Source organism: Halomonas zincidurans B6 (assembly GCF_000731955.1).
Lineage (GTDB): Bacteria > Pseudomonadota > Gammaproteobacteria > Pseudomonadales > Halomonadaceae > Modicisalibacter > Modicisalibacter zincidurans.
The window spans coordinates 1,205,415-1,217,997 of record NZ_JNCK01000001.1 but is presented as its reverse complement, the minus strand read 5'-3'; the positions used below and the strand labels follow the sequence as shown (position 1 = coordinate 1,217,997).

Here is a 12,583-nt window from a genome sequence, read left to right as displayed (position 1 = left end):
GCTGATCGCCAAGTATCAGTCGGGGATGGTGAAACTCACAGTCTTGGTGCTGAGCGATTTGGGATCCGGCCCACCGCGCCGTCCGGTGTCGAGCCCATCGATGAAAGCGATCTCTTCGGCGGAGAGCGCAAAGTCGAAGATATCGACGTTCTCCCTGATTCGCGCAGTATGTACCGACTTCGGAATCACCGAATGACCCAGCTCGATATGCCAGCGCAGGATCACCTGAGCCGGTGACTTGCCGTACCGCTGGGCAATCTGCGTGATCGTGGGGTGGGTCAATGGGTCGTCTTCAGGTTTCGGATCTTCTGTGAAATAGCGATTGACGCCACCGATAGGCGACCACGCCTGGGTGAGGATGCCGTGCTCCCGGTGGAATGCACTGAGCTTCTTCTGGGTGAAGAACGGATGCAGTTCCACCTGGTTCACTGCTGGCGTCACACCGGTCTCATCAATGGCGCGCTTGAGCTCTTCCTCGTTGAAATTCGATACGCCGACGGCCCGGGCGCGGCCGCTTTTGACGATCTCGCAGAGCCCCTTCCAAGCCCCGAGCGTGCGCTCGAACTCGTCCGGCGCCGGCTGGTGAAGCAGGTAAAGATCGACATGATCCATGCCCAGCTTGCGCAGCGAGCGTTCGAACCCATGCAGCGCGCCGTCATAGGTGTAATCGGACAGCCAGAGCTTGGATTCGATGAACACGTCCGAGCGGTCGAGACCGCTTGCGCGAAACGCCTCGCCGACCTGCTCTTCGTTGCTGTAAGCGGCGGCGGTGTCGACGTGTCGATAGCCCGCCTCGAAAGCGGCCAGCACCGCGCCGGTGGTTTCTTCGGCGCTGGCGCGATAGACGCCCAGCCCGAACGCGGGAATCTCGACAGCGTTGTTCAATGTCAGGGTGGGAATGGCCATACTAACTCCTTCACCGTTCACGCCCCTTTAGAAGCACCATTCCAGGCCATTAGCCGAAACAGGTACCCATCCGGGGCGTTATCAGGTTTTTCAGTGTTGCTTGCGGGCGCCGGTTACAGTTCCTGGCTGGTCGGCCTGAACAGGATCTCGTTGATATCCACGTCCTCCGGCTGGCTCATGGCGAACTCCACCGCGCGCGCGAACGAATCGGCAGGAATCGCATACTGCTCGTAGAAGTCATGAACCGCGTCGGATACGTCCTTTTCCGAGATGCTGTTGGGCAGTTCGGTAGCGACCGCCCCGGGCGAGATGATCGTCGAGCGGATATTGTAGGGTTTGACTTCCTGGCGCAGCCCTTCGGAGATAATGCGAACGGCATGCTTGGTGGCCGAGTAGACGACGCTGCCGGGCCGGACCTTGTGGCCGGCGACCGAAGACACGTTGATGATTTGCCCGCTCTTCTGGGACGTCATGTGCGGCATTGCCGCAGCGATGCCATAAAGCACCCCCTTGATGTTGACGTCGATCATCTGCTCCCACTCCTCGACCTTGAGACGCGCCAGGGGCGAGTGCGGCATCACGCCGGCATTGTTGAGGAGGACATCGATGCGGCCATGCAGCTTGATGGCGCGCTCGATCAGTGCCTCGACCTGGTCGCTGTGCGTCACGTCGGTCTTGACCACCGCCTGGTCATCCAGGCCGAGCTCCTTGGCCAGTGCCTGGAGCCGTTCCATACGCCGCGCGCCGAGGACCAGCTTGGCACCACCCTGCGCCAAGCGACGTGCCGTGGCTTCGCCGAGACCGCTACTGGCCCCGGTGATGACGACGACTTTATCCTTGATACCGTCCATCGTGAGTTCTCCTCTCTGTATCCGTAATCGCGTATCGCCAGTCTTTCGATCAGCGGTTGACCCGCTGCTGCAGATGAGCGGGATAGCGCTCGCCCTGAATCTCGATACGCGACAGAGCAGCCTCGATCTCGTCCAGCTCACCGGCATTCAGTGTCAACTCGGCGGCACCGAGATTTTCCTCCAGACGATGCAGCTTGGTGGTGCCTGGAATGGGTATGACCCATGGCTTCTGGGCCAGCAGCCAGGCCAACGCAATTTGCGCGGGAGTCGCCGCTTTGCGCTGTGCGATAGCGTCCAGCAGATCCACCAGAGACTGATTGGCTTGGCGCGCATCGGCCGAGAAGCGCGGCACGATATTGCGGAAGTCACCCTCGTCGAAAGTGGTCTGTTCGTCGATCGCGCCGGTAAGGAAGCCTTTGCCCAGAGGACTGAAAGGCACGAAGCCAATGCCCAACTCTTCGAGGGTCGGCAGGATTTCAGTCTCTGGCTCCCGCCACCACAGCGAATATTCGCTCTGCAGGGCGGCTACTGGGTGCACCGCATGCGCGCGGCGGATGACTTCGGCGCCGGCCTCGGAGAGCCCCCAGTGTTTCACCTTGCCCTCCGCGACCAGTTCCTTGATGGCGCCAGCGACATCCTCGATCGGCACATCCGGGTCGACGCGGTGCTGGTAAAATAGATCGATGCGGTCTGTCTTCAACCGCTTCAGCGACGCTTCGGCCACCGCCCGGATATGCTCCGGATGGCTGTTCATGCCGCTCTGGCCGCCCTGCTCATCGAATTCGAAGCCGAATTTGGTGGCGATAACCACCTCGTCTCGATAGGGCGCCAACGCCTTACCCACGACTTCCTCATTAAGATAGGGACCATAGGCTTCGGCGGTGTCGAACAGCGTCACACCGCGATCGAAAGCGGCACGAATCATTTCGATAGCTTCCTGCTCGCGCTTGGCGGGTCCGTAGCCATAACTGAGCCCCATACAACCATAGCCGAGTGACGAAACTTCCAGACCACTGTTGCCAAGTTTGCGTGTTTGCATCGTTTTCCGCTCCTTGTCATTCGTCAGGCGCGCTCCGCGAGATAATCCTCATCGGCGACCTTTTCCAGCCAGGTGACCGGTGAACCATTCAGCGATTCGGCGATGGCGATATGCGTCATGGCCGTAGTGTCGGTCGCGCCATGCCAATGCTTCTCGCCCGGCTCGAACCAGACCAAATCGCCCGGGCGGATCGTCTCCTTCGGGCTGCCTTCGCGCTGAACCCACCCCAGCCCTACGGTGACGATCAGCGTCTGACCCAGCGGATGGGTATGCCAGGCAGTGCGGGCGCCGGGCTCGAAGGTCACTGTGGCGCCACCTACCTGGGCGGGCTCTGTGGCCTGAAAGGGCGCATCGATACGTACGGTGCCGGTGAAGTACTCTTTGGGGCCCTGTACGGATGCCTTGGTGCCGTTGCGCTGGATTTCCATGGCGTCCCTCCTGCGAATCGGTTCGTTGGTGACGTGCGAGGACAGTTGACGCTGCCCCGAGCGACAGTCCGCCGCCTGCCGGTACATCGCAGTCTAGGTCACTCGCTTTGATATGATTAGAGCGCAAAAACTGCTTAGGCCTATATCGAGGATTCATGAATGCGCAGAGAGGAGCTGGGCGATCTCACCGCCTTCCTGGCCATAGCCGACGAAGGCAGCTTCACGCGAGCTGCCGCCAAGTTGGGCACCTCACAATCCACACTCAGCCATACGCTCCGACGACTCGAGGAACGCCTCGGGCTGCGGCTGCTGTCACGCACGACGCGCAGTGTCGCCCCCACCGAAGCCGGTGAACGTCTGTTGGAGACGCTGCGCCCGGCATTCGACGACATCGACGCCAAGCTGGATGCATTGAGTGCGTTGAGGGAAAAGCCGGCGGGCAACGTGCGCATCACTACCAGCATGCACGCCGCGCGAACGGTCCTCTGGCCCACTCTGGCCGAGTTGCTGCCGGGTCACCCGGATATTCGCGTGGAGCTGTCGATCGACCAGAGTCTGACCGATATCGTGGCCGGCCGCTTCGATGCCGGAGTACGCCTGGGCGAGCGAGTGGAGCAGGACATGATCGCCGTGCGCATTGGCCCCGACCTGCGTATGGCGGTAGTGGGGGCACCGGCCTATTTCGCGGCGCATGGGAGGCCCCGGACCCCGCACGAACTCATCCATCATCGTTGCATCAACCTGAGGCTGCCGACGCTGGGAGGCCTCTACATCTGGGAATTCGCCAAGCAGGGACGAGCGCTGAACGTTCGCGTCGACGGCCAGTTGACGTTCAACGACACGCCCATGGCCTTGAAGGCCGCCAAGGCGGGTTTTGGCTTGGCGTTTCTCATGGAGGATCGGGTACAACCACTCATCGAAGCAGGCCGATTGGAGCGTGTCCTCACCGAATGGTGCCCGACCTTTGCCGGCTATCATCTTTACTACCCGGGCCGACGCGAGCTATCGCCGGCGTTCGCACGGGTCGTCGAGGCGCTGCGCGAACGGCGCTAGCGCTCGCCGGCCACCTCGCGCAGCGCCTCGCAGAACGCCTCGAGGGCGAGCGTGGGCTGCATGCTGGCGTTCAGGCACAGCCCCACCGAGCCGCCCTGGCGTTCCAGCCCCACGTCGAGCAGCGTCAGCCGCCCCGCCGCCACGTCTTCATCGATCGCCTCGCGGGGAGCGATCCACAGCGCCTCGCCATCCAGCACATAGCGCCGGCTGATCGCCAGCGACAGGGTTTCCACCCGGCGTTCGGGCGGACGCAAGCCATGCTGGACACAGAAGCTGTCGAGCTGCTGGCGCAGGGTGGTCTGCGGCGGCGGCAGGATCCATGGATAGTCGACGAGGCGCGCCAGCGTGGGCGGCGTATCGCCGGCCAACGGATGGCCCGTGCGCACCGCCACCACCAGCGGCTCGTAATAAAGGTGTTCGAAGGCCAGGTCGCCGATCTCACGAGCGGCGGTCATGCGCCCCACCACCAGATCGAGTTCGCCGCCGCGCAGCCGCGAAAGAAGATAGGCGCTGGGCCCCGAATCGACCCGCACGCCGATGTCGTCGAAGCGCGCATGCAGGCGCTCGATGGCCAGCGGCACCAGGCGGCTCTCGACGGTCGACAGGGCGCCGACGCGCACCCAGCGCTCGCGCCCCGACACTTCGCCGATCGCCGTGAGCCCCTCGTCGAGCGTGCGCAGCGCCGGCCCGGCATGGCGCAGCAGGGTCAACCCGGCCTGATTGAGCGACACGCCCCGCGGGCCGCGATCGAACAGCGCCGTGCCCAGGTTATCCTCGAGTTCGCGGATCGCCTTGGACAGCGCCGGCTGAGTGATCGCCAGGCTTTCGGCGGCGCGCACGAAGCTGCGCCGCTTGGCGAGTTCGAGAAAGGCCTGCAAATGGCGTAGCTTGATTCGCGGGTTGAGCATGACGCGCGCAGGTCCCTTGGTTGCACGAAGCCCCGAATGTAACCCAGCGGCGGGGCCGGGTCAGCCTTCGCGGCTCCAGCCGGGGCAACGCGCTCAAATGGGATAGTGACGCGGCCCGAGTTGCATTGTCATCCAGCGCAGTTCGGTGAATTCGGCGATCCCCGCCTTGCCGCCGAAACGCCCGTAGCCGCTCGACTTGACCCCGCCGAACGGCATCTGCGGCTCGTCGTGCACGGTCGGGGCGTTGATGTGGCAGATGCCCGATTCGATGCGTTGCGCGACGCGCATGGCACGCGCCGTGTCGCGGCTGAACACCGCCGCCGACAGGCCGTATTCGCTGTCGTTGGCCACCCGGATCGCCTCCTCCTCGCCATCGACGCGGATCATCGCCACCAGCGGACCGAACGACTCCTCGCGATACAGGCGCATCTGCGGGGTCACGCCATCGAGCAGCGTGGGCTGCATGATCACGCCTTCGGCCTTGCCGCCGCATGCAAGCCGCGCGCCTTGCTCGACGGCATCGTCGATCAGGCCGTTGAGCTTGTCGCCCGACTCGCGATTGATCAGCGTGCCCAGCGCGTTGGCCGTATCGCGCGGGTCGCCGGCCTTGAGGCTGGCGGCCTTGCTGGCCAGCTTGTCGGTGAAATCCTCGGCGATCGCGGCATCGACCACCAGCCGTTCGGTGGACATGCAGATCTGGCCCTGGTTGAAGAACGCGCCGAACGCGGCGGCCTCCACCGCGGCATCCAGGTCGGCATCGTCGAGCACCACGCACGGCGCCTTGCCGCCCAGCTCGAGCAGTGCCGGCTTGAGCGCTCGGGCCGCCTGCTCGGCGATGAGCCGGCCGACGCCGGTCGAGCCGGTGAAATTGATGCGCGCCACCGCGGGGTGCTCGATCAGCGCCGAGACCACCGCGGCGGCCTGCTCGGGGGCGTTGCTGATCACGTTGACCACGCCCTCGCCGAAGCCCGCTTCGACGAGGATCTCGCCGATCAACTGATGGGTCGCCGGGCACTGCTCCGAGGTCTTGAGGATCACGCTGTTGCCGCAGGCCAGCGGCGTGGCCACGGCCCGCGTGCCGAGGATGATCGGCGCGTTCCACGGCGCGATGCCCAGCACCGCGCCGCACGGCACGCGCACGCCCATCGCCAGGCTGCCGGGCACGTCGGAGGGGATCACCTCGCCGCCCACCTGGGTGGTCAGGCCCGCCGCCTCGCGCAGCATGCCGGCGGCGACCATCACGTTGAAGCCGGCCCAGCCCGGCGTGGCGCCGGTCTCGTCGACCATGCGCTCGATGAACGCGTCCTGGCGCGCCTCCATCAGCTCGGCGGCCTTGAGCAGCTTGGCGCGACGCTCGCCGGGGCCGGTCTGCGACCAGCCCTTGAAGGCCTCGCCGGCGGCATTCGCCGCGGCCCGGGCGTCCTCCACCGAGGCGGCCGCGGCGCGGGTCGCCACGCTATCGTCGAACGGGTTACAGCGCTCGAAGTTGGCCAGGCCTTCGGCGTCGCGTGGGACGCCGCCCAGCAATAACTTGATGTCACGCATATGGGTCTCTCCCTGAAGACAACTCGGCTGTCACACCGTCAGCAGGTAGGTGGTCAACACCGGGAACAGCAGCAACAGCGCCAGGCGCACGAAGTCCGAGACGATGAACGGCGCCACGCCGCGGAAGATCTCGCCGAGCCCGACATGCGGCGCCATCGCCTTGATCACGAACACGTTCATGCCCACCGGCGGGGTGATCAGGCCGAGTTCCACGGTCAGCACGGTGACGACGCCGAACCAGATCGGGTCGATGCCCAGCGCCTGGATGATCGGGTAGACCACCGGCACGGTGATCACCAGCATGGCGATCGAGTCCATGAACATCCCCAGCACGAAATACAGCAACAGAATGCACAGCATGACCACCATCGGCGACAGCGACAGGCCATAAATGAAATCGCTGATCGAGAACGAAATGCGCGACACCGAGATGAAGTAGCCCAGCGTCTCGGCGCCCACCAGCATGAAGAACACCACTGCCGACAGCGCCAGAGTCTCCTGCACGCCCGCCCACAGCTGCTTGCCGCGCAGGCCCTTGGCCAGCGCGTAGAGCAGTGTGACGAAAGCCCCGACGCTGGCGCCTTCGGTAGGCGTGAACAGCCCGAAGTAGATGCCCAAGATGATCACCAGGAACACCCCCAGGAACGGCAGCAGACCGGCCAGCGAGGCGCACTTCTCGAGCCATGAGGTGCGCTCGCCCGACGCCGCCAGCGACGGCTTGAGATGCACCACTACAGTGACCGTCAGGGCGTAGAACAAAAGCCCCATCAGTCCGGGGATCAACCCGGCGACGAACATGTCGCCCACCGACTGCTCGGTGAGAATGGCATAGATCAACAGCGCGATGCTCGGCGGAATCATGATCCCCAGCGTGCCGCCGGCAGCCAGCGCGCCGGTGGCCAGGCCGCGATTGTAGCCGTGGCGTTCCATCTCCGGCAGCGCGACCCGGGTCATGGTGCTGGCGGTGGCCAGCGACGAGCCGGAGATCGCCGAGAAGATCCCGCAGGAACCCACCGCGGCGATCGCCAGGCCGCCCTTCCAGCCGCCACAGATCACCCGCACGGAATTGAACAGCTTGCCGGCCATCCCCGAATGGGCCGCCAGCACGCCCATCAGGATGAACATGGGGATCGCGCTGAAGCTGTAGTTCGACAGCACCTCGACCGGCACCGACTTGACCATCGAAATGGCCGCACCCCAGGAGATCACCTGAGAGAATCCGACGACACCGACGATCAGCATGCACAACGCCACCGGCACACGCAGCACCATCAGTACCAGCAGCAGTCCGAGGCCCAGGGCGCCGATCATTTCACTGCTCATTCGACGCCCTCCACCTGATGGGCGAACAGCGCGCCGAGCATGGCATGCAACAGGCAGCGCACGCCGAGCAGCACGCACAATCCCGAGGCGATGGTATAGATCGGTGCCATCGGCAGGCGCAGGTCCTGGGTGGTCTCGCCGTAGGACGCGGCGCTGACCGCCGCGTCCCAGAGCCCCACCGCGAGTACCAGCCCCAACACCACGAAGCCCAGCAGGTAGACACCGGCGATGCGCGCCTTGAGAGAGTCTCGCAGCCCGTGACTGAAGGCCTCCACCACCACCTGGCTCTTCTCGACGTTGGCGGCCATTGCCGCCAGCAGCGCGAACAGCATCAGGTAGCTGACCAGCTCCACGCTACCCACCACGCTCAGCGAGAACGCCCCGTCGCTCAAGCGGTAGAGATAGCGCAGCGCCACGTCGACGACCGTCACCCCCAGCAGGCCGATCAAGGCGAGGCCGGCGATGAAGCGCGCGAACACCTCCAGCCAACGACTGAGTCGCAAAAGCGCGTGCATGGATCGACTCCGACTCATTGTGCGCAGGACTGGGCGGCATCCAGCGCCGCCTGGTAGACGTCACGCGCCTGATCGAGCCCCCGCTCCTCGAGCCCGCTCAGATAGTCTTCGATGCCATCCTCGAGCGGCTTCTGCCAGTCCGGGTTCTGCAACGGGTTGTCGATCACGTTGATGGTTTCGCCTTGCTCCACGGCGTTCTTGCGACCCGCTTCGTCCTCGGCAGCGAATACCTGTCCGGCCTTCTCGGCCCATACCATGCCGGAGTTCTCGTCGATCGCCTGCTTCTGCTCAGGCGTCAGCGAGGCGTAGGTCGACTGGTTCATGGTGGCGACGAAGATCAGCGTATAAAACGGGACCTGGGTGTGGTAATTGAGCTGATCGCCCAACTGGAAGCTCTTGATGCCCTCCCAGGGAATGCTCAGCCCATCGATCACCCCACGCTGCAGCGAGGTGTAGATATCCGGCGCGGGCATGCCCACCGGCTGCGCCCCCATGTTCTCCATGATGTCGCCGGCCACCGCGGTGGGGCGTCGCATGCGCAGCCCCTCGAGGTCGCTGGGCTTCTCGATGTTGGTGTTCTTGGTATGCAAATAACCCGGCCCGGTGGTGAACATGAACAATACGCGGGAATCGTCGTATTCCTGATCGATCAGGCCATCGTCATAGAGCGTCTGCAGCACGCAGGCTCCCTGGGGCGCCGAGGTCGATACTCCCGGTAGCTCGACGATCTGGCTCAGCGGGAAGCGGCCGTTGGTGTAGCCCTGGGCAGTGATGCCGATGTCGGCGATGCCATTGACGGTGGCATTGTAGGTCTCATCGGCCTGGCTCAGCGTCTGCGAGGGAAAGAGCTGAACGCGCAGTTCCCCATTGGAGTCCTCTTCGACCGCCTTGGCCCACTTTGCGAAGACCTGCTTGTTGACGGTGGAGACTTCCGGCCAGAAGTGCGACAGCCGCAAGGTGGTTGCGGCCTGGGCGGAGGTAGCGGTCAAGCCGGCGATGGATGTCGCCAGTAGGCAAGCGGTGATTCTGGTTTTCATGGTTTCTCCAAGCGTTTTTGTCGTTAGTGCCCACCCACCAAATTCGCATGGTGAACACCTGTTCGTTAATAACACGAAGGTAAACTACCGGCCGCCGAGGGGAAAGCGACTTTAGTCTTAACCGGGCTCTAGGAGTCTGTCGGGCTTGGCCGATCGTCACGAGAAGCACGGGTTTCGAGTCAAATTTATCGATCGATTGAGGCGAATAGCGCGCTATTTAACGAAATGGATCGATGGAATTGGCCGAAAGGCCGGGATTCGCAGTAGGTCAGTGTCAAGTCCGACGGGCTCCTGGCCCGCCTTAACTCCTGCGCTCGGCTGTGCCAACTCAGTCTATCTGTAGTGGTCAACCTCCCCGACCTGGACCAAACGTGGCTTCGCTGCGCTTAAGCTAGCAAAAAGTCTAATTGTGGACTCGCCATATAATCACAATAGTGATCAATTAATGACTGATGAAGCAACCGACGAGGCTACCATGCAGTTTCATCTCAACGGCTTTCACACCGGCGACCCCAAGCACCACGCCTCAGCAGGCGAACCAGCCAACTCCGATTGTTTGCCTGATGAAGTCGACGTGCTGATCGTCGGCTGCGGTCCGGCCGGCCTGACCTTGGCCACGCAACTCTCGGCCTTCCCCGACATCAAGACTCGCATCGTCGAGCAGAAAGACGGGGCGATCCGGCTCGGCCAGGCCGACGGCATCGCCTGCCGCAGCATGGAGATGTTCAATGCCTTCGGCTTCGTCGACAAGGTGATGAAGGAGGCCTGCTGGATCAACGAGACGGTGTTCTGGAAGCCCGACGAGACAGACCGCAAGAACATCATGCGTCACGGTCGTGTCCAGGACACCGAGGATGGCCTCTCCGAGCTCCCCCATACGGTGCTTAACCAGGCACGGGTGCATGACTTCTACCTGGAGCAGATGCGCCACTCCCCCAGCCGGCTGGAACCCAACTACTCGCGCCGCGTGGTCGACGTGCAGATCGACATTGAGAAGGCCAATGCCGTCACCCTGACCTCGGACGACTATCCGGTCACCGTCACCCTCGAGCGCACCGATGAGGCACATAGGGGTGAAATGGAAACGGTGCGAGCCCGCTACGTGGTCGGCTGTGACGGGGCACGCAGCCAGGTGCGCAAATCGCTGGGGCGTTCGCTGGTGGGCGACTCGGCCAACCAGGCCTGGGGCGTGATGGATGTGCTCGCGGTCACCGACTTCCCCGATATCCGCATGAAGGCCACCATCCACTCCGCCAACGAGGGCAACATCCTAGTGATCCCGCGGGAGGGCGGCTACCTCACCCGCCTCTATATCGAGCTCGACAAGCTCAACGAAGACGAGCGGGTGGCGAGCCGCAACATCACCTCGGATCAGTTGGTGGCCGTCGCCCAGCGGATTCTGCACCCCTACAAGCTGGACGTGAAGGAGATCGCCTGGTGGTCGGTCTACGAAATCGGCCAGCGACTGTGCGACAAATTCGATGACGTGCCCCTCGAGGCGGTCGGCAACCGCGTGCCCCATGTGTTCATCGCCGGTGATGCGTGCCACACCCACAGCCCCAAGGCGGGCCAGGGCATGAATGTCTCGATGCGCGACACATTCAACCTGGGCTGGAAGCTGGCTTCGGTGCTGCAGGGCAAAGCCTCGCCGGCGATCCTCGATACCTACACCACCGAGCGTCAGACCGTGGCCAAGGAGCTGATCGACTTCGATCGCAAGTTCGCCAGGATGTTCAGCGCTCCGCCCAAGGGCTCGCCCGAGGACAAGGGCGACGGCGTGGATCCCAAGGAATTCCAGGAGTACTTCGTTAGACAGGGGCGCTTTACCGCCGGCACGGCGATCCAGTACTACCCCTCGCTAATTTCCGCGGAACCCATCCACCAGCATCTCGCTGCGGGCCTGGAAATCGGCACGCGCTTCCACTCCGCGCCGGTGGTGCGCCTGTCGGATGCCAAGCCCATGCACCTGGGCCACACGGTGGAGGCAGATGGCCGCTGGCGACTGTTCGCCTTCGCCGGCGGCGGTGACCCCGCCGCAGCGGAATCGGGCCTCGGTGGCCTGTGCCGGTTCCTCGATGAATCGCCTGACTCGCCGGTGCGCAAGCACACGCCGCCAGGCGACGACATCGACTCGGTGTTCGATCTGCGCGCCATCTGCCAGCAGGATTTTCGCGAGCTCTCCCTGGATGGCTTCCCGCAGCTCCTGTGGCCACGCAAGGGGCGCTATGGCCTGCACGACTATGAGAAGGTGTTCTGTCCCGATCTGAAGAATGCGCAGAATATTTTCGACATGCGCGGTATCGACCGGGAGCACGGCTGTCTGGTAATCGTGCGCCCTGACCAGCACATCGCCAACGTGCTGCCGCTAAAAGCCCATGACGAGCTGGCGGCGTTTTTCGAGCGCTTCATGCTAGAAGCGAAGTGACCTAGGAGTCTGTCGGGCTTGGCCGATCGTCACGAGAAGCACGGGTTTCGAGTCAAATTTATCGATCGATTGAGGCGAATAGCGCGCTATTTAACGAAATGGATCGATGGAATTGGCCGAAAGGCCGGGATTCGCAGTAGGTCAGTGTCAAGTCCGACGGGCTCCTAGGCCGCCATACGGCCTTGGACCGAAATACTGTGACCGTGGTGGTACGCAAGCTGGAGGAACGCAGCCTGATCACCCGGAGACGCAACCCCAAGGATCGTCGTTGCCTGATGGTTTCCCTAACTGCGGAAGGAAAACACCTGCGTCAGATCGCTGAGCCCGCCGTGGCCGAAGTGCAGGAAGAGATGCTCGCCCCTCTATGCGAGAGCGATCACAAAACCCTGTGTCGACTGCTGCAACGGCTGGCCGACGAAAACAATCATTTAAGCCGCGTGCCGGTGCGCCAAACGGACTGACCGGCATATCACCCCGAGAACAAGCACTCTCAGGAAGTTATCACCGGTATCCGCTACACCGCGCCCGGCTCACATCATCAGGCTGTTGCTAC

Annotated in this window: 11 protein-coding genes and 1 pseudogene; 3 read left to right on the top strand and 9 right to left on the bottom strand. The window is 63.4% G+C overall.

Going from position 1 to position 12,583, the window contains the following annotated elements; genetic code table 11:
• Window positions 1-15: 15 nt before the first annotated feature.
• The 4 genes from HALZIN_RS0105745 to HALZIN_RS0105730 all read right to left on the bottom strand — a co-directional run bounded on the left by HALZIN_RS0105745 (window position 16) and on the right by HALZIN_RS0105730 (window position 3,224).
• Window positions 16-906 carry an aldo/keto reductase gene (locus tag HALZIN_RS0105745; protein ID WP_031383284.1) on the bottom strand — a complete coding sequence of 297 codons (891 nt, stop codon included), beginning with the start codon at window positions 904-906 and terminating at the stop codon, window positions 16-18.
• Window positions 907-1,019: 113 nt separating this feature from the next.
• Window positions 1,020-1,757 (bottom strand): SDR family oxidoreductase, encoded by a 738-nt coding sequence (locus tag HALZIN_RS0105740; RefSeq protein ID WP_031383283.1) that lies wholly within the window; start codon window positions 1,755-1,757, stop codon window positions 1,020-1,022.
• Window positions 1,758-1,806: 49 nt separating this feature from the next.
• On the bottom strand, window positions 1,807-2,796 hold the full coding sequence (locus HALZIN_RS0105735) for an aldo/keto reductase (RefSeq protein ID WP_031383282.1): 990 nt from the start codon (window positions 2,794-2,796) through the stop codon (window positions 1,807-1,809).
• A 23-nt stretch (window positions 2,797-2,819) separates the two neighbouring features.
• On the bottom strand, window positions 2,820-3,224 hold the full coding sequence (locus tag HALZIN_RS0105730; RefSeq protein WP_031383281.1) for a (R)-mandelonitrile lyase: 405 nt from the start codon (window positions 3,222-3,224) through the stop codon (window positions 2,820-2,822).
• 159 nt (window positions 3,225-3,383) lie between these two features.
• On the opposite strand from HALZIN_RS0105730, the gene HALZIN_RS0105725 reads away from it, so the two are divergent.
• The gene (locus tag HALZIN_RS0105725; RefSeq protein ID WP_031383280.1) at window positions 3,384-4,277 is read left to right on the top strand and encodes a LysR family transcriptional regulator; all 894 of its coding nucleotides are present in this window, start codon (window positions 3,384-3,386) and stop codon (window positions 4,275-4,277) included.
• On the opposite strand, the gene pcaQ is transcribed toward HALZIN_RS0105725, so the two are convergent.
• From pcaQ to HALZIN_RS0105700, 5 genes are all read right to left on the bottom strand, one after another.
• Entirely contained in the window at window positions 4,274-5,185 is a 912-nt protein-coding gene (gene pcaQ / locus HALZIN_RS0105720) for a pca operon transcription factor PcaQ (protein WP_031383279.1), read from the bottom strand. The two genes, HALZIN_RS0105725 and pcaQ, sit on opposite strands and share 4 nt — an antisense overlap.
• 93 nt (window positions 5,186-5,278) lie before the next feature.
• Window positions 5,279-6,730, bottom strand: a complete 1,452-nt coding sequence (locus HALZIN_RS0105715) for an aldehyde dehydrogenase (RefSeq protein ID WP_031383278.1) — start codon at window positions 6,728-6,730, stop codon at window positions 5,279-5,281.
• A gap of 30 nt (window positions 6,731-6,760) precedes the next feature.
• On the bottom strand, window positions 6,761-8,053 hold the full coding sequence (locus HALZIN_RS0105710) for a TRAP transporter large permease (RefSeq protein WP_031383277.1): 1,293 nt from the start codon (window positions 8,051-8,053) through the stop codon (window positions 6,761-6,763).
• The gene (locus HALZIN_RS0105705; protein WP_031383276.1) at window positions 8,050-8,568 is read right to left on the bottom strand and encodes a TRAP transporter small permease; all 519 of its coding nucleotides are present in this window, start codon (window positions 8,566-8,568) and stop codon (window positions 8,050-8,052) included. The genes HALZIN_RS0105710 and HALZIN_RS0105705 overlap by 4 nt, the downstream gene beginning before the upstream one ends.
• A 14-nt stretch (window positions 8,569-8,582) precedes the next feature.
• Complete coding sequence (locus HALZIN_RS0105700) at window positions 8,583-9,605, bottom strand: TRAP transporter substrate-binding protein (RefSeq protein ID WP_031383275.1); 1,023 nt, start codon at window positions 9,603-9,605, stop codon at window positions 8,583-8,585.
• A 445-nt stretch (window positions 9,606-10,050) separates the two neighbouring features.
• On the opposite strand from HALZIN_RS0105700, the gene HALZIN_RS0105695 reads away from it, so the two are divergent.
• Together HALZIN_RS0105695 and HALZIN_RS0105690 are read left to right on the top strand one after the other, a co-directional pair.
• Entirely contained in the window at window positions 10,051-12,030 is a 1,980-nt protein-coding gene (locus HALZIN_RS0105695; RefSeq protein ID WP_328286628.1) for an FAD-binding monooxygenase, read from the top strand.
• A gap of 176 nt (window positions 12,031-12,206) precedes the next feature.
• A pseudogene (locus tag HALZIN_RS0105690) lies at window positions 12,207-12,491 on the top strand (MarR family winged helix-turn-helix transcriptional regulator); the annotation flags it as partial.
• Window positions 12,492-12,583: the final 92 nt, after the last annotated feature.

Bases quoted from the DNA above. Each gene is read 5' to 3' on its own strand.
- HALZIN_RS0105745 (WP_031383284.1), bottom strand. From the start codon at position 906: ATGGCCATTCCCACCCTGACATTGAACAACGCTGTCGAGATTCCCGCG.
- HALZIN_RS0105740 (WP_031383283.1), bottom strand. From the start codon at position 1,757: ATGGACGGTATCAAGGATAAAGTCGTCGTCATCACCGGGGCCAGTAGC.
- HALZIN_RS0105735 (WP_031383282.1), bottom strand. From the start codon at position 2,796: ATGCAAACACGCAAACTTGGCAACAGTGGTCTGGAAGTTTCGTCACTC.
- HALZIN_RS0105730 (WP_031383281.1), bottom strand. From the start codon at position 3,224: ATGGAAATCCAGCGCAACGGCACCAAGGCATCCGTACAGGGCCCCAAA.
- HALZIN_RS0105725 (WP_031383280.1), top strand. From the start codon at position 3,384: ATGCGCAGAGAGGAGCTGGGCGATCTCACCGCCTTCCTGGCCATAGCC.
- pcaQ (WP_031383279.1), bottom strand. From the start codon at position 5,185: ATGCTCAACCCGCGAATCAAGCTACGCCATTTGCAGGCCTTTCTCGAA.
- HALZIN_RS0105715 (WP_031383278.1), bottom strand. From the start codon at position 6,730: ATGCGTGACATCAAGTTATTGCTGGGCGGCGTCCCACGCGACGCCGAA.
- HALZIN_RS0105710 (WP_031383277.1), bottom strand. From the start codon at position 8,053: ATGAGCAGTGAAATGATCGGCGCCCTGGGCCTCGGACTGCTGCTGGTA.
- HALZIN_RS0105705 (WP_031383276.1), bottom strand. From the start codon at position 8,568: ATGCACGCGCTTTTGCGACTCAGTCGTTGGCTGGAGGTGTTCGCGCGC.
- HALZIN_RS0105700 (WP_031383275.1), bottom strand. From the start codon at position 9,605: ATGAAAACCAGAATCACCGCTTGCCTACTGGCGACATCCATCGCCGGC.
- HALZIN_RS0105695 (WP_328286628.1), top strand. From the start codon at position 10,051: ATGACTGATGAAGCAACCGACGAGGCTACCATGCAGTTTCATCTCAAC.